The sequence below is a fragment of the Sphingomonas naphthae genome, assembly GCF_028607085.1.
GTDB lineage: Bacteria > Pseudomonadota > Alphaproteobacteria > Sphingomonadales > Sphingomonadaceae > Sphingomonas_Q > Sphingomonas_Q naphthae.
In genome coordinates this window covers 3,400,458-3,416,773 of sequence record NZ_CP117411.1, presented here as the reverse complement: position 1 = coordinate 3,416,773, position 16,316 = coordinate 3,400,458, and the positions used below count along the sequence as shown (strand labels likewise).

The window sequence follows — 16,316 nt, the reverse complement described above, 5'->3', positions numbered from 1 at the left end:
GGACTTTCCGTGACCGACACCGTGACCATCGCCCGCGCCCTCCTGTCCGTGTCGGACAAGACCGGCCTCGTCGATCTCGCCACCGCGCTGTCCGCCAAAGGCGTCGAGCTGGTCTCGACCGGCGGCACGGCCAGGGCGCTGCGCGAGGCGGGGCTGACGGTGAAGGACGTGAGCGAGCTGACCGGCTTCCCCGAAATGATGGACGGGCGGGTCAAGACGCTGCACCCGATCGTCCATGGCGGGCTGCTCGCGGTGCGCGACGACGACGCCCATATGGCGGCGGCGGCGGACCATGCGATCGGCATGATCGATCTCGTCGTGGTCAACCTCTACCCCTTCATGCAGACGGTGGCGAAGGGCGCGGCGCGGCCGGAGGTGATCGAGAATATCGATATCGGCGGCCCGTCGATGGTCCGCTCGGCGGCCAAGAACCACGCCCATGTCGCGATCGTCACCGATCCGGCCGATTACGCGCTGGTGGCCGGGGGCAGCACCACGCTCGCCGATCGTCGCAAGCTGGCCGCCAAGGCGTTCGCCGCGACCGCGCAATATGACGCGGCGATCGCATCGTGGTTCGCCTTCGCCGATCAGGGCGAGGCCTTCCCCGCGACCCTGCCGATCGCCCTGAAGCGCGCCGATGTCGAGCCGCTGCGCTATGGCGAGAATCCGCACCAGATGGCGGCGCTGTATGTGCCGACCGGCCCCGCCGCGCGCGGCATCGCGCAGGCCCGCCAAATCCAGGGCAAGGCGCTCAGCTACAACAATTACAACGATGCCGATGCCGCGCTGGAGCTGGTGAGCGAATTTCGCGACGGCCCGCCGACGGTGGTGATCGTCAAGCACGCCAACCCCTGCGGCGTGGCGACCGGCGCGACCCTGATCGAAGCCTATGAGGCGGCGCTCGCCTGCGACAGCGTCTCGGCGTTCGGCGGCATCATCGCGGTCAACCGCCCGCTCGACGGACCGACCGCCGAGGCGATGGCCGGCATCTTCACCGAAGTGGTCGCAGCACCCGACGCCGACGACGCGGCCAAGGCGGTGTTCGCGAAGAAGAAGAATCTCCGCCTGCTGCTGACCGGCGACCTGCCCGATGCCGGCCGCCCCGGCCTGATGCTCAAGACGATCGCGGGCGGGATGCTCGTCCAGACGCGCGACAACGGCAAGCTGGCCGAGGCCGACCTGAAGGTGGTGACGAAGCGCGCGCCGACCGAACAGGAACTGGCCGACTGTCGCTTCGCCTGGGTGGTGGCCAAGCATGTGAAGTCGAACGCCATCGTCTATGCCAAAGGCGGCACCACCGCCGGCATCGGCGCGGGCCAGATGAACCGGCTGGAAAGCGCGCGCATCGCCGCGTGGAAGGCCAAGGACGCCGCCGACAAGGCCGGCTGGGCGGAACCCCGCACGATCGGCTCGGCGGTCGCCTCCGACGCCTTCTTCCCCTTCGCCGACGGGCTCCTGGCGGCGGTCGAGGCCGGCGCGACGGCGGTGATCCAGCCCGGCGGCTCGATCCGCGACGCCGAGGTGATCGCGGCCGCCGACGAGGCGGGGCTGGCGATGGTGTTCACGGGGATGCGGCACTTTCGCCACTGAGGGCGTGACAGGCCGACCCTATTCTCAGTGCATTCGCGAATGTCCGCTTCCGCCCCATTAGCGGACATCGGCGGGATCAGACGGCCAGCGACCCGCTCGAACAATCTCCGCGAGGCCAGCGACTGTGAGAGGCTGCAATTCCCGGCCAAACCACCGTGAGACCAACCAGCCGCCACCTACTAACAGCGCCAGCGCCAATCCCCACGCCACAATCGTTGGCCAATGCAACGCGGCGACAAGTGCGCCCGCTGAACCGCCGCAGACGATGATCGCGGTAATACCCCATAGCGTTGCTCGCGGACTTGCACCTTCGGCGTTGAAGAACACGCGCCATTGGCTCGTTAGTTCAGTGAAGTCTGTGCCGAACCGCTCGTGCAGCGCTTGAAATATTTCTCCAGCGTCGTCGCCATCGACGCCAAGGTCGTGTAATATTCGAGCATCAGGCGTGACTTTGCCCTCGGGCACTCCCTGTCCCTCAATCAGCAGCTTGCGCACCATCACTGATGGATCGTCATTCACAACAGCATCCTACCTTCGCGGCGAATGTCTGCAATCCACCACAGTCCGCCACTCGCGGCCCCCGCAATTCAATGACGAACCATTTTCTCACTTCTATGACGGAATGGAAGGCGGCCAAAGCAACTCCGTCACCCCGGTCTTGTGCCGGGGTCCGCCGGGAAGCGGTCGCCACGCTGGCTTCGGGCATAGCGATCGGGGGCCGGTGGATCCCGGCACTAGGCCGGGATGACGGGCGTGGGATGGGGGCGTTCCGGGAATCCCGGCCGAGCCGAAACCCCTCAACCCGTCGCACCACGATTGCATTGTAGGAACATTTCAAGCACAGTCCTGGCTCGACAGCGGGGTTGAGGGACATGGCGACACAGGCCGCCAAGGCGGCGCCGGCCTGGCGCCAGACGGCGACGCGAATCGGCCGGCGGGGCGGATCGATGCTGGGTGGCGTGGCGCTGCTCGGGCTGGTGCTGCTCGCGGGCTTCGCGCTGGCGAGCTATCACGCCTCCGATGCCGCGCTGAACACCGCCGCCGGTGGCCCCGCGCGCAACCTGCTCGGCACGCCCGGCGCCTGGGGCGCGGACATCCTGTTCAGCCTGCTCGGGCTCCCCGTGATCCTGCTGCTGCCGCCGCTGGTGGTGGTGGCGCTGCGCCTGTGGCGCGGCGCGCATCCCGGCCGCTGGCGCCGATCGCTGCCGATCGCGATCGCCGCGATCCTGCTGATCGATCTGGGCGTCTCGCTGTTTCGCGGCGGATCGACCGCGCCGCTGCCGGCGGGCTTCGGCGGCGTGTTCGGCATGGCCGGGGCGCGCGGGATCGATGCCGGCCTCGCGCTCATTCCCGATGCGATGTGGGCCAATGGCACGCGCATCGGCCTGATGGCGCTGCTGCTGATCGCCGGGCTGGGGGTGTCCTTCTGGTCGCTCGGGCTGGACGCGGCCGAGCGCGGCGTGATCTTCCGCCGCGCCGATCGCGACGGCGACGAGCTGGAGCTGGACGAGGACGACGAGGCGCCGTTCGACATCGTGACCGAGGCCGAGCTGGACGCCGCCACCGCCAGGGCGCGCCCGCGCAAGCCGGTGCAGCCGCCCGCCGACGACGTGGCCCCCGCGATCATCTCCGAGCCCGCCCGCGCGCGCGTCTCGACCGATCGGCCGCAGCGCGAGCGGCAGGCCAAGCTCGACCTGCGCGACACCTATCAGCTGCCCACGCTCGACCTGCTCGCGCCGCCGCCCAAGGACAGCGGCCCGCCGATCGACAAGGCCGCGCTCCAGCAGAATGCCCGCCTGCTCGAGACCGTGCTGGAGGATTTCCACGTCAAGGGCCGCATCACCGAAGTGCGCCCCGGCCCGGTCGTGACGATGTACGAGCTGGAGCCCGCCGCCGGCATCAAGGCCAGCCGCGTCGTGGCGCTGGCCGACGATATCGCGCGCAACATGTCGGCGCTGTCGGCGCGTGTCGCGACCATCCCCGGCCGCACCGTGATCGGCATCGAGCTGCCCAATGTGAAGCGCGAATCGGTGGTGCTGTCCGAACTCGTCTCGTCCGAGCGATTCGAGGATCAGACCGGGCTGCCGCTGATCCTGGGCAAGAATATCGCGGGTGATCCGGTGATCGCCGATCTCGCGCCGATGCCGCATCTGCTCGTCGCCGGCACGACCGGATCGGGCAAGTCGGTCGGCCTCAACTGCATGATCCTGTCGCTGCTCTACCGGCTGACGCCCGCGCAATGCCGCATGATCATGATCGATCCCAAGATGCTCGAACTCAGCATCTACGACGATATCCCCCACCTCCTCTCGCCGGTGGTGACCGATCCGCCCAAGGCGATCCGCGCGCTCAAATGGGCGGTGGAGCAGATGGAGGAACGCTATCGCATGATGGCCTCGGTCAGCGTGCGGACGCTCGGCTCGTTCAACGAGAAGGTGCGCATCGCCCGCGCCAAGGGCCAGCCGCTCGGCCGCCGCGTGCAGACCGGCTACGACAGCGACACCGGCCAGCCGATCTACGAGGAAGAGAAGCTCGAATACGAAGTCCTGCCGCAGATCGTGATCGTGATCGACGAGCTGGCCGATCTGATGATGACCGCCGGCAAGGAGGTGGAATATCTGATCCAGCGGCTGGCGCAGAAAGCGCGCGCGGCGGGCATCCACCTCATCATGGCGACGCAGCGCCCATCGGTCGACGTCATCACCGGCGTCATCAAGGCGAACCTGCCGACGCGCATCAGCTTCGCCGTCACTTCCAAGATCGACAGCCGCACCATATTGGGCGAGCAGGGCGCCGAACAGCTGCTGGGCAAGGGCGACATGCTCTACATGCCCGGCGGCAAGCAGATCGCGCGCGTCCACGGCCCCTTCGTGTCGGACGAGGAGGTGCGCGCCGTCGCCGATCACTGGCGCGCGCAGGGCCAGCCCGATTATATCCAGTCGGTGACGGAGGAGCCGGCCGAAGGCGGCTACGAGCTGGAAGGCGCCCCCACCGGCCCCGACGACCCCGAAACCCAGACCTATCGCCGCGCGGTGCAGGTCGTGGTCGAAAACCGCAAGGCCTCGACCAGCTGGCTCCAGCGGCAGCTCCGCATCGGCTACAACAGCGCGGCGCGGCTGATCGAGCGGATGGAGAAGGACAATATCATCTCCACCCCCGACCATGTCGGCCGCCGCGAAGTCCTGATCGAACCGGCGGAGATCGCGTCGCACGTGTGAGGTGGGCCGTTGGAGCCTGAACGCCTTTTTGGAGTTTCGGAGGTGTCGGTGGGGCTTTCATTCGAACGCTCGGTCATGCAACGGATAGGCCTCAGCGCACTGAATCTGGCTGCGCCTGGTCTTGGTTTGTTGCGGATCGGAGATTGGCGAGATGGGCTGCTGCTGATGGCGGTACCTCCCGCGCTGCTTCTGCTGTCAGCCGCTCTCTTCGCGCTTGCGCCGACCGCGACTTTGCTTGGCGCGCTAATCTACATTTTTTTCCTAGTGGTGAGCCTAATTGCGATCCTCGCCACCACGATCATTCTCACGTGGCGCCGCAGTGGGCGATTGTACGGCCCAACACCTTGGTGGTCGCGATGGTATTCGCTCCTCGCAGTCTGGCTGCTCTCTTCTATCGGAACCAGCGCTGCCGTGACGCTCGACCACCGGACCTACAAACCATTTTACGTGCCAAGCGAGGCGATGGCTCCGACCCTCGTGATCGGCGACAAGGTTATCGCCGATATGCGCCAACATGGTGTTGCCATCGGCGATGTCGTACTGATCCGCTCCGCAAACGGTGCCATGTATGTGAAAAGAGTGGCGGCGCTCGCTGGCGATCGCATTGCCATGTCCGGCGGCCGACCGGTCCGCAACGGCATCGTCGCGCGTCAGCACATTCGGGGCACCACGCAATTCTTGGATTACGAAGGCATGGTGCCGGCGACGAATCTGGTTGAGCTGCTCCCGGGCGAGGCGTCGTCGCATGCGATCCTCGACATTGGGCCGTCGTTATTTGACGACATGGCCGAACGCCGGGTGCCGCGCGACCATCTATTCGTGCTCGGTGACAACCGCGACCGATCCGCGGACAGCCGAATGGCGATCGCTGACGGCGGACTCGCTATGGTATCCGTCGATCAGATCGTCGGCCGGCCGCTCTTCATCCACTGGGCAACCGATCGCCAACGGATCGGCACCCGGCTCACACGTCGATGAACCCGAGTCCCAGACCGCCGCGAAGTGCTAATCGAACTGGCGGAGATCACCTCGCATGTGTGAAGGGGCGGGGCCGGAACAGGGCAATAGGTGCGAACGTCATGACCTTCCGATCGTCATCCCGGCTTCGTGACAGGGTCCACCGTGAAGCAGACGATACCGCCACCCTTTGATAGCATCGCCGGTGGACCGGCACGAGGCCGGGGTGACGGCGACTGAATTGGATGGGTGAACCTTCCGCCCCGCGCCGGGTTCAGCCTCGATTCAATGGCCCGATGCGATAGAGCGGGTCGATCGTTTTGCCGGAGTTGCCATGTCTCCCCGCTTCCTCGCCCTTCCCCTCGTGGCAATCGCCGCCATCGCCGCGCCGGTCGCGGCGCAGCGGCAGGCGACGCTCGCCGAGGTGCAGGCGCATCTGAAAGCCGTCTCCACCATGACGGCGACGTTCGTGCAGACCGATCGCAACGGCAAGGCGCTGGGCGGCGTCCTCACGCTCAAGCGCCCCGGCCGGGTTCGGTTTCAATATGAGAAGGGCGTGCCCTTGCTGATCGTGGGCGACGGCAAGGCGCTGACGATGATCGATTATTCGGTGCGGCAGGTGTCGCGCTGGCCGATCGGCAGTTCGCCGCTGTCGATCCTGACCAACCCGGACAAGGATATCGCCGCCTATGCCCGGATCGTCGAATCGCCCGATCCCAATCTGGTGCTGATCGAGGGCAAGGATCGCAAGCATCCCGAATTCGGCACCATCACCATGGCCTTCGCCCGCGTGCCCGGCGCCCCCGGCGGCCTCAGGATGGAGGGCTGGTCGACGCTCGACGCGCAGGGCAACCGATCGTCGGTGCGCCTGTCGAACCAGCGATTCGGCGTGGCGGTGTCCGACGAGACGTTCCGCTGGCGCGACCCGCGCCCCGTCGGCCGCAACGGCTGAACAAGCTCATTCATCGGGCCGACAGAATAGGGGGCCTATAGCCCCTCTTGCGGTCGCGGGGCCGCACCGGGATTCCCCCCCTGTTGCTCGGTGCAACCCCCGCGTCCCGCCTGCGTGACGAACGCCAGGTCGGCCCTCGCTCCATGCCCCCGGAGCGGGGGCCTTTCTGTTTTTGGCGTGCATCCCCCCTTTGCTTATCCATCACCGTGCTCCTGCGTAGGCCGGACTCCAGGGTTTCCGGGGGTATCGCTCATGGCTCAGGGCTCCTGCCCGCGCAGGAGCACGTCACTTTTCGGGGATCGGAAGCGGCTTCATTGAATCGGGTACGCCCGGCAGACGCATCCCGCGCAGATCGATCGTGCCCGACCGCGCCGTGCCGGCCGATCTCCGCCCGCGCTCCAGCGCGGTGAGGAAAATGTCGCCCTTGTCATAAGCCCATGGCCCCACCCGAAGCAGCCAGATCGTCGGCGCGCGGGCGATCGCAGGTTCGCGGGCGATCGCCTCCAGATGGGCGTGATCGAGCGAGGGGACGCCGCGCGAGCCGCTGACGTACCAGCTGCCCAGCGGCGGGCTGAGCGTGGGAATGGCGGTCGGAATGGCGCGGCTGGGCATGGTCAGGCCCAGATCGCGGACGGCGCGGTCGAACGGCAGCGCGCCTTCGTTGGGATAAGCGAGGATCACGTCGCCGGGGCGGTAGCGGGCGGCCAGCCAGCGGACGACGGGATACCAATTCTCCTGCGGCCCGCGTTGGCGATTGGCGACGTCGCCGACCCCCATCGAGATCAGGACGATGGCGACCAGCGCGATCCGGCCGCACCCTTCCCACCAGTGCGCGCGGGCCCGCGTGCCGCCGGCCCCGGCGGCGATCAGCAGCAGCGCCGGCACCGCGACGGGGGTGAGGGTGCGCAGCAGGAAGATCGGCGCCAGCCACGCCGACACCAGCAGCGCGGCGATCACCGGCAGCAGCCCGACCGACAGCAGCAGCGCCAGCACGCGCCGCCCCGATCCCGTCCGCCACAACGCCACCCCGCCCAGCACCGCCAGCAGCGCCGCCGCCGCCATCGCGAACGGGTCCGGCCCGACGAACAGCATCGGCGCGCGATCGAGCGCGGGCGCCCAGGCGAATTTCAGCCAGGTGTCGCGCACCCAGGTCGGTGCCTGATCGAGCAGGATGAGGAGCGCGGGCAGCCACAGCAGACCGACGATGGCATGGCCGCCGATCAGCCAGCCCCAGTTGCGCGCGCGCATCCCCGGCCGGATCAGGATCGCCAGCGCGCCCAGCCCGAGCGCGGCGGCGAACAGCGGCCCCAGATTGTGCAGCCACAGCACCAGCAGCAGCGCGACAAGATAGAGGCCATAGGCACGGCGCGGCACCGGCCGGCCCTGACCAGCCACGCGGGCGATATGGATCAGCGCGGCGATCGCGCCGGCATAGGCCAGGGTCATCGGCGCATAGGGCCGCACCTGCCGCGCCATCTCGATCAGGAAAGGGTGGAGCGCGAAGCCGCCGAGCGCGGCGAGCAGCACCGGCCAGCGCCGAAATCCGCCGATCCTCGCCAGATCGCGCGCCGCCAGCGCCACCAGCGGGGCGGTTGCGATCGAGGCCGTGAGCCCGATCGCACGGAGCGACGCGAGACCGTCGCCGAACGATTGCGACCAGGCCCAAACGAGCGTGTAATAGAAAGGCGGGTGGGTCTCGTAGCGCGGCACCACCGTCCACAGGAAATCGAGCCCCTGCGCCGCCGCATAGGCACTGTACGCCTCGTCCAGCCACATCGGGAAACTGGCGGCGCCCCACAGCCGAAAGCCGATGCCGAGCGCCAGCACGACCAGCGCCACCCCGCCCCACAGCCAGTTTCGCCGCTTTTCCGCCCCGCCCATCCCGTCGGCCGGTAGAGGAGATCGGCGGGGCGGACAATCGCGTCGGCCGCATTCCAAGACGATTCCCTAGAGGCCGGAAGTTGGGCTAAGCACCCCGCGATGTTCCGCCGCCGCACCCCCGCTGTCGAACCCGTGGCCGGATGGTGGAACAGCCGGTGGCTGCTTGCCTTGCTGGTGCTGGTGGCGGCGGTGCCGCTGATCCTCCCCGAGACGCCGCCGCTGATCGATCTGATGGGCCATATGGGCCGCTATCGGATCGAGCTGGCCGATCCCGCCTCGCCGCTGCGCACCACCTTCTTCTCCTTCCGCTGGGCGCTGATCGCGAACCTCGGCATCGATCTGCTGATCGTGCCGATGTCGGCGATCTTCGGGCTGGAACTCGGCGTGAAGCTGATCGTGATGGCGATCCCGATGATCACCGTCGCGGGGATGCTGGGCGTGGCGCGCGAGCTGCACGGGCGGGTGCCCCCCTTCGCGTATTTCGCGCTGCCGCTGGCTTACTCCTACCCCTTCCAATGGGGCTTCGCCAATTTCGTGCTGTCGATGGGGCTGGCGCTGTGCCTGTGGGCGCTGTGGCTGCGGCTGACCCGGCTGGGGCGGTTCCGGCTGCGCGCGGCGCTGTTCGTGCCGCTGGGGATGGCGCTCTACATCTGCCACATCTTCGGCTGGGCGGTGCTGGCGCTGGTGGCCTTCGCCAGCGAGGTGCAGCGCCGGCGCGAGACGGGGGCCGACTGGATTCCGAGTATCTGGCATGGCGGCTGGGCCTGCCTGCCGCTGGCGCCGCCGCTGATCCTGATGGTGCTGTGGCGATCGGGTGACGTGAAGGGCGGCAATGCCGACTGGTTCTACTGGCGCGCCAAATGGGTCTATATGCTCTCGGCGCTGCGCAACCACGATCGCACGATCGACACCTTTTCGATCTGGCTGCTGTTCGGGCTGATCGGCGCGGGCGTGCTGCGCGCCGGCACGCGGCTCAGCCGGACGGGCGCGATCGCCGCGCTGCTGCTGCTGATCGCTTATATCGGCCTGCCGCGCATCCTGCTGAGCTCGGCCTATGCAGACATGCGGCTGGCGCCTTATGTGGTGATGATGGCGCTGCTGGCGATGGCGCCGCGCACTTCCTCGCGCACGATCACGCAGGTGCTGGCGGTGCTGGGCATCGCTTTCTACCTGTTCCGTCTCGGCGTGACGACCGTCAATTTCGAGCGGATCGACAGGCTCCATGCCGAACAGCTGCGCGCGATCGAGCATATCAAACCCGATTCGCGCGTGTTCGTTATGGTCGAGCTGCGCTGCCTGTCAGCCTGGGATTCGAGCCGGATGGAGCATCTGGGGGCTATGGCGATCGTGCGGCGGGGCGCCTTCGTCAACGGCCAGTGGACGGCCGCCGGCGCGCAATTGCTGACGATCAAATATGCCCCCGCCAAGGGCTTCGCCGAGGATCCGACGCAGATCTTGCGCCCCGGCCGCTGCCGGTCGCGCCGGGCGACGCGCTATCCCGACAAGCTCTTCAGCTTGCCGCACAACGCCTTCGACTATGTCTGGCTGATCGACATGCCGCGCCGCAAATGGCTGGCGTTCGAAGGGCTCACGCCGGTGTGGAACGGCGGCGAGCGGGGTATCCTCTACCGGGTGACCGGCCCCGCCACCGCCGCGATCGAGACACCGAACGGCAGCGAGACCTTGTCGACCAGATAACGCTCGCCGCCGAACAGGCGCGAGAGGAGCCGGTTGACGCCGCGCGCCGGCACCGCGTCGTCGCCACCCTCGCGCCCCGTGATCTTGCCGAGCAGGCGGATGCCGGCGATCAGCGGGAAGAGCAGGCTGTTGAAATGGCTCTGGTGGATCAGCTCGAAGCCGCTGCCCTTCAGCACCGCCTTGAGCGACTTCAACGTGTAGCGCCGCTGGTGATGGTGGGCGACATCGTGCGCGGACCACATCCAGGGACAAGCGGGCACCGTCAGCAGCAGCCGGCCGCCGGGCTTCAGCTTGCGGCGGAGCGCCGCCAGCGCGGGGCGGTCCTCGGGGATATGCTCCAGCACGTCGAGCAGGACGATCAGGTCGTAGGCGCCATCCTCCAGCATCACGCCATCCGGCAGATAGCCGCCCTTGACCGCGACGCCGGTGCGGCGGGTGGAAAGTTCGCGCGCGCCGTCGTCCGGCTCGATCGCGTCGACCGTGCCATAGGTCTTGAGCAGGGGAATGTTGCTCCCCGTGCCGCAGCCGACCTCGAGGATGGCAAGCGGCCGGCCCTTGGGTGCATAGCTATCGATCAGCTGGCCGACGATCGCGCGCCGGCCGACGAACCACCAATGGTCGCCGTCGATCTCGGCCATCCGGTCATAGATTTCGCGTTCCATCAGGCCCCGTCCATCTTCATCGCGTCCATATCCGTTGCCGGCGCGCCGATCTCGTCGCGCACGACATAGATGGGGCGGTGCTTCGCCTCGACCAGCAGCCGGCCGACATATTCGCCGAGCACGCCGAGCGACAGGAGCTGCATCCCCCCCAGAAACAGGATCGCCGTCATCATCGAGGCATAGCCCGGCACGTCCACCCCGAAGAGCATCGTCCGCACCAGCAGGAAGCCGGCGTAGAGCAAAGAAATCAGCGCGATCCCGGCGCCGAGATAGCTCCACACCCGTAAAGGAACCGTGGAGGCGGAGGTGATGCCGTCGATCGCGAGCGTCCACAGCTTCCAGTAATTGAACTTGGTCTGCCCCACCTTGCGCTCGACCCGGTCATATTCGACCGAGGTCTGGCGGAAGCCCGACCAGGCGAAGAGCCCCTTCATGAAGCGGTTGCGCTCGGGCATGCGGTTGATGACGTCGACCACCTTGCGATCGAGCAGGCGGAAATCGCCGGCATGTTCGGGGATCTTGTCCATCGAGAGCCAATTGTGCGCGCGATAGTAAAGATCGGCGGTCATGCGCTTGGGCAACGAATCCGTCAGGCGGTTGCGGCGCACGCCGTAGACGACCTCGAAACCCTCGCGCCACCGCGCCAGCATCGCCGCGATCACCTCCGGCGGATCCTGCAAATCCACGTCGATCGGGATCACGACCTGCCCCACGGCATGCTCGAGACCGGCCGAAAGCGCCGCTTCCTTGCCGAAATTGCGCGAGAGCGAGATGGCGCGGATGCGCGGATCGGCGAGGTTGGCGGTGATGATCGCCGCCAAAGTGGCATCCTGGCTGCCGTCGTCGATGAACAGGATTTCCCACCGCTCGGCCGCCCCCGCCGGATCGCGCAGGCCATCCAGCACGGCCGCGACCTGGGCGACGAAGGGGCCGATCGCCTCTTCCTCGTCCTTCACCGGCACCACCACCGACAAGGTCGTCATCAGTCGAACACCCATTTGCGCTGGAGCCAGAACACCAGCATCGGCGTGACGAACCACGCGCAGAACAGCGGCGAATAGACGCTCCAGCCGATCATCGTGACGAGCAGCCACACCCAGAAGACGTTGAGGAAATAGCTGACCAGCGAGACCAGGAAGAAGCGGCTGCCGGTGCGGACATGGCTGTCGCGGCTGCCGTGGCCGCGAAAGCTCCACCCCGAATGGATGAAATAGCCGCTGATCGCCGACGCCAGATAGCCCGCCAGATTGGCCGCCTGCACATGCGCGTTGGGCGGCAGCGGCACCCGGACATGCAGCACCAGCCAGTAGACGATCGTGTAGAGCGTCGTCACGAAGCCGCCGGTGAGCCCGTAGCGCACCAATTGCCCCAGCACCTCGCGCTGCTCCGGCCGGAGCGCCCCCGCAAACCTGTCCACGAACCCGTTCATGCCGCGCCCGCTTGCCCTTTGCCGCCGCCGCCGTAAAGGCCCAAGGCGATCACGGGGGTAAGGCGACACATGCTGGCGAAGTTCGTGGACGAGACGCACTGGCGCCGCTGGTTCCTCGCCATCTGGATCGGCATCGCCTGCTGGATGCTGTGGCAGAGGTGGGCGGCGATCGGCTGGTTCGCCCTGCCCGATACCGACGACAATATGCGGATGATGCAGGTGCGTGGCCTGCTGAACGGTCAGGGCTGGTATGATCTGCGGCAATATCGCCTCGATCCGCCGGGCGGGGCGAATATCCACTGGTCGCGGCTGGTGGACCTGCCGATCGCCGGGCTGATCCTGATCGGGCGGCTGTTCGTATCGGGGCCGATCGCCGAGAAATTCGCCGTGGCGGTGGCGCCGCTGCTGGCGCTGGGCGGCGGCCTCTACGCGCTGATGCTGGCGGCGCGGCGGCTGGCGGGGCCGTGGGCCTTCCTGATGGCGGCGGCGATCCTCGTCTGCGCCAACACGCCGCTGGCGATGTGGATGCCGCTGCGCATCGATCACCACGGCTGGCAGCTGGCCTTCCTGATGCTGATGGTGGCGGGCATCGCCGATCCCAAACGCACGCGCGGCGGCGCGACCGCCGGCATCGCCACCGCCGCCAGCCTGGCGATCGGGCTGGAGCTGATGCCCTATATGGCGCTCGGCGGCGGGCTGCTGATGCTGTGGTGGGCGCTGGAAGGCGAGGAGGCGCCGCGCCTGAAGGCCTATGCCGCCACCCTCGCGGCGGGCAGCGCGCTGGGGTATCTTCTGTTCGTCTCCAACGACAATCGCCTGCCCGTGTGCGACGCGCTGTCGCCGGTGTGGCTGTCGGCGACGCTGGCGGCGGGGGCTGCGGCTTACGGCGTGGCGAGCATCGGCATCGAGCGGCGATCGATCAGGATCGTGGCGTTGCTGGCGGTGGGCGTGGTGTTGGCGGGCGGCTTCGCGCTGGCCTGGCCCGATTGCCTCGGCGCGCCCGAGCGGCTGCCGCCCGAACTGAAGCAGAGCTGGTTCAACAATGTTCGCGAGGCCAAGCCGATCTATCGCCACGGCTGGCGGGTCGCGGTGCCGACCGCCGCGCTGCCGATCATCGGCGCGCTGGGGGCGATCGTGTCGGCATGGATCGCGCGGGCGTCCGACCGGCTGATGCCGTGGGCGGCGGTGGCGATCCTGTCGATAGCGGCGACCGCGCTGCTGTTCTGGCAGACCCGCGCCGGGCCGGCCGCGCAATTCCTGGCCGTGCCGGGGGCGACCGCGCTCACCCTGCTGGCGTTCCGCCGGGCCAGCGCGTCGCGGCACATGCTGGTGCGGGTGACGGTGCCGGTGGCGGCCTATCTCGTCTGTTCCAGCCTCGTCGTCTGGTGGGTGGTGTCGGCGATCCCGACGGAAAAGGTCAGCAAGGTCCGCAAGCTGGTTAACCGCGCCAACCGCCGGTGCCCGACCCTGCCGGCGCTGCGACCGATCGCGATGCTGCCCAGGGCGACGATCATGACCTTCATCGATCTGAGCCCGCGCCTGATCGTTGCGACGCACCACAATGCCATCGCCGGGCCCTATCACCGCAACGCGCAGGCGATCCTCGACGTGCAGCACACTTTCCGCGCGACCGACCCGGAAGAGGCGCGCGGCATCATCCGCCGCCATGGCGCGGGGCTGGTGCTGATCTGCCCCGGCATGTCCGAATCGACGCTGTACGCGGCGCGCGCGCGGGATGGCTTCTACATGCAACTGATGCGGGGGAAGGTGCCGGGCTGGTTGCAGCCGGTGCCGCTGCCGGAGAAATCGCCGTTCCGGCTGTGGAGAGTGTTGCGTTAGGCTGCCTGAAGATCGCTATGTTACGCTGATTGTCACACGGCAGGAGAGATCGTGAACCGATTGCAGCCAAAAATTCCAGAGGCGATGAAGCGGACGTTATTCGGCCGAGGATCATTCGTTTACGGCGATAGCGTTAAAGACATCGCGCTCAGCATCGTGCGCTGGCGGTACTTCAAGGCGGATGGCTCGCCCGATTATCGATATCAGCCAGATAGCGGCTATTGGCGTCTCAATCATGTCGTGGCGATCGCAAAATCAGCAATGACCTTCGGACCGTCTCATTCGTGGGACTGTCCGCACGACAGCCTATCGGAGCTATCGGAGTTCATCCACGAACCTGTCTCTGTTGAGGTTGAGAAAGGTCAATTTCGGGCCGTTAACGGCGAAGTATATTGGAAGGAGTGGAGATATGATCCAATTTTCAATGACCGCTCTTATGATGACTTCGTAAAATCTGTCAGCCTACTTGATGCCTTGTTAAATAAAATCCAAAATATCGGATGATAAAAAAAGCGCGCCCCGTGAGGGACGCGCTCCTTTCGCCGGTTTAAGGCCGGCCGGATCAGCGATAGACGCGCTGGCCGTACTTGTTAAGCGAGTAACGGCGGCCGTATTTGTCGTGATAATAGCGCTTGTTCTTCTTGAGCGCCGTATAGGCAGCACCACCGGCCGCGCCGACGAGAGCGCCGGTACCGGTCGAGATGCCCGGGACCACCGCGCCGAGAAGCGCGCCGCCGCCGGCGCCGATCGCGGTGCCCTTGAGCATCTGGCCCGCGCTCTGCGCGTAAACCGGGGCGGTCATGCCGAGGGAGAGGCCCACGGCCGTAGCGATAATACCCTTGCGAGTCATGGCTGGTTCCTTCCAGAAATTTCGTTTGCCGTCCGTCTGAACGGCGGCGGATCGCAACGGTTCCAGAACCGAATCAACCCGTGCCGTACGAACATGTATTAGGCGATTCGCCTTGAAACGCGCCTGAATGGACCTTGCAGCCGAGGTTCAGGGAAAAGGACGCGAATGGCCACCGCCACGCTCGCAACGACGGCGCCAGGTCGGTGGTCCTAAACCCAGCCTTCCAGCACCTGATCGGGGGGGCGGTGGCCATCCGCCCATACGCGGATGTTGGCGATCACCTTCGCGCCGGTCGCGTCGCGCGCCTCGTGCGTGGCCGACGCCATGTGCGGCAGCAGCAAGGCATTGGGCTGAGCCAGCAGCGCCGGCGGCACGATCGGCGCCTGGGCGAACACGTCGAGCCCGGCGCCGGCGATCGTGCCGGCGGCCAGCGCCGCGGCCAGCGCCGCCTCGTCGACGATCTCGCCGCGCGCGACATTGATGAGGAAGCCCTCCGGCCCGAGCAGCGCCAGCCGGCGCGCATCGATGATGCGGTGGGTTTCGGGCGTATGCGGGCAGTGGCTGGAGAGGATATCGACCTCGGCCAGCATTTGATCGAGATCGGCGCGATAGACCGCGCCCAGTTCGGCCTCCACCACCGAGGGAAGCCGGTGGCGATTGTGATAGCGGATGGCGAGGCCGAAGGCGCGCGCGCGCCGCGCCACCGCCTGGCCGATGCGGCCCATGCCGAGGATGCCGAGCGTCTTGCCCTGTAACGAGCGGCCGAGCATCGAGGTGGGCGACCAGCCCGTCCATGTGCCCGATCGCGCCAGCGCCTCGCCTTCCGGCAGGCGGCGCGGCACCGACAGGATCAGCGCCATCGCCATGTCGGCGGTGTCCTCGGTCAAGACGCCCGGCGTGTTGGTGACGATGATGCCCTTGGCCCGCGCCGCCTTAAGGTCGATATGGTCGACGCCATTGCCGAAATTGGCGATCAGCTTCAGGCGCGGCCCGGCCGCTTCGATCACGCGCGCGTCGATCGCGTCGGTCACGGTCGGCACCAGCACGTCGGCTTCCGCCACCGCCGCGATCAGTTCGTCGGCGCTCAGCGCATGGTCGTCCGGGTTGAGCGCGGTATCGAACAATTCGGCCATGCGCGCCTCGACCGAGGGCGTCAGCCGGCGGGTGACGATCACACGGGGGGAAGCGGGTCGATCGGCCATGGCGACGGGGCTAGTCGGCGCGCCATGCCAAGGTCAAG

14 protein-coding genes are annotated in these 16,316 nt (G+C 67.3%); 7 read left to right on the top strand and 7 right to left on the bottom strand.

What is annotated here, in order from left to right; translation table 11 throughout:
- Window positions 1-9: 9 nt before the first annotated feature.
- Window positions 10-1,590 (top strand): bifunctional phosphoribosylaminoimidazolecarboxamide formyltransferase/IMP cyclohydrolase, encoded by a 1,581-nt coding sequence (gene purH / locus PQ455_RS16430; RefSeq protein WP_273687225.1) that lies wholly within the window; start codon window positions 10-12, stop codon window positions 1,588-1,590.
- Between the two features lie 57 nt (window positions 1,591-1,647).
- On the opposite strand, the gene PQ455_RS16425 is transcribed toward purH, so the two are convergent.
- On the bottom strand, window positions 1,648-2,109 hold the full coding sequence (locus tag PQ455_RS16425; RefSeq protein ID WP_273687223.1) for an acyl carrier protein: 462 nt from the start codon (window positions 2,107-2,109) through the stop codon (window positions 1,648-1,650).
- 353 nt (window positions 2,110-2,462) lie between these two features.
- On the opposite strand from PQ455_RS16425, the gene PQ455_RS16420 reads away from it, so the two are divergent.
- From PQ455_RS16420 to PQ455_RS16410, 3 genes are all read left to right on the top strand, one after another.
- Window positions 2,463-4,808, top strand: a complete 2,346-nt coding sequence (locus tag PQ455_RS16420) for an FtsK/SpoIIIE family DNA translocase (protein WP_273687222.1) — start codon at window positions 2,463-2,465, stop codon at window positions 4,806-4,808.
- Between the two features lie 9 nt (window positions 4,809-4,817).
- The gene (lepB, locus tag PQ455_RS16415) at window positions 4,818-5,786 is read left to right on the top strand and encodes a signal peptidase I (RefSeq protein WP_273687221.1); all 969 of its coding nucleotides are present in this window, start codon (window positions 4,818-4,820) and stop codon (window positions 5,784-5,786) included.
- A gap of 313 nt (window positions 5,787-6,099) precedes the next feature.
- Window positions 6,100-6,717 (top strand): LolA family protein, encoded by a 618-nt coding sequence (locus tag PQ455_RS16410; protein WP_273687220.1) that lies wholly within the window; start codon window positions 6,100-6,102, stop codon window positions 6,715-6,717.
- A gap of 285 nt (window positions 6,718-7,002) precedes the next feature.
- On the opposite strand, the gene PQ455_RS16405 is transcribed toward PQ455_RS16410, so the two are convergent.
- Window positions 7,003-8,598, bottom strand: a complete 1,596-nt coding sequence (locus PQ455_RS16405) for a hypothetical protein (protein ID WP_273687219.1) — start codon at window positions 8,596-8,598, stop codon at window positions 7,003-7,005.
- A gap of 99 nt (window positions 8,599-8,697) precedes the next feature.
- Here PQ455_RS16405 and PQ455_RS16400 point away from each other — a divergent pair, with 99 nt between their 5' ends.
- Window positions 8,698-10,296: a hypothetical protein gene (locus PQ455_RS16400; RefSeq protein ID WP_273687217.1), complete on the top strand. Its 1,599-nt coding sequence runs from the start codon at window positions 8,698-8,700 to the stop codon at window positions 10,294-10,296.
- Here the strand turns inward: PQ455_RS16400 and PQ455_RS16395 are convergent.
- From PQ455_RS16395 to PQ455_RS16385, 3 genes are read right to left on the bottom strand one after another with little or no spacing between them, the layout of a single operon-like run.
- Window positions 10,224-10,958 carry a class I SAM-dependent methyltransferase gene (locus PQ455_RS16395; RefSeq protein ID WP_273687214.1) on the bottom strand — a complete coding sequence of 245 codons (735 nt, stop codon included), beginning with the start codon at window positions 10,956-10,958 and terminating at the stop codon, window positions 10,224-10,226. The two genes, PQ455_RS16400 and PQ455_RS16395, sit on opposite strands and share 73 nt — an antisense overlap.
- A complete protein-coding gene (locus PQ455_RS16390; RefSeq protein WP_273687213.1) occupies window positions 10,958-11,941 on the bottom strand; it encodes a glycosyltransferase family 2 protein in 984 nt (327 codons plus the stop codon). Before PQ455_RS16390 ends, PQ455_RS16395 begins: the two co-directional genes overlap by 1 nt.
- Entirely contained in the window at window positions 11,941-12,387 is a 447-nt protein-coding gene (locus tag PQ455_RS16385) for a GtrA family protein (RefSeq protein ID WP_273687210.1), read from the bottom strand. The genes PQ455_RS16390 and PQ455_RS16385 overlap by 1 nt, the downstream gene beginning before the upstream one ends.
- 69 nt (window positions 12,388-12,456) lie before the next feature.
- On the opposite strand from PQ455_RS16385, the gene PQ455_RS16380 reads away from it, so the two are divergent.
- Together PQ455_RS16380 and PQ455_RS16375 are read left to right on the top strand one after the other, a co-directional pair.
- Window positions 12,457-14,226 carry an AcrB/AcrD/AcrF family protein gene (locus tag PQ455_RS16380; RefSeq protein ID WP_273687208.1) on the top strand — a complete coding sequence of 590 codons (1,770 nt, stop codon included), beginning with the start codon at window positions 12,457-12,459 and terminating at the stop codon, window positions 14,224-14,226.
- Window positions 14,227-14,277: 51 nt separating this feature from the next.
- Window positions 14,278-14,730: a hypothetical protein gene (locus PQ455_RS16375; RefSeq protein ID WP_273687206.1), complete on the top strand. Its 453-nt coding sequence runs from the start codon at window positions 14,278-14,280 to the stop codon at window positions 14,728-14,730.
- 58 nt (window positions 14,731-14,788) lie between these two features.
- Here PQ455_RS16375 and PQ455_RS16370 read toward each other — a convergent pair whose 3' ends face one another.
- Window positions 14,789-15,076 carry a hypothetical protein gene (locus tag PQ455_RS16370; RefSeq protein WP_273687205.1) on the bottom strand — a complete coding sequence of 96 codons (288 nt, stop codon included), beginning with the start codon at window positions 15,074-15,076 and terminating at the stop codon, window positions 14,789-14,791.
- 209 nt (window positions 15,077-15,285) lie between these two features.
- Entirely contained in the window at window positions 15,286-16,278 is a 993-nt protein-coding gene (locus PQ455_RS16365; RefSeq protein ID WP_273687204.1) for a 2-hydroxyacid dehydrogenase, read from the bottom strand.
- Window positions 16,279-16,316: the final 38 nt, after the last annotated feature.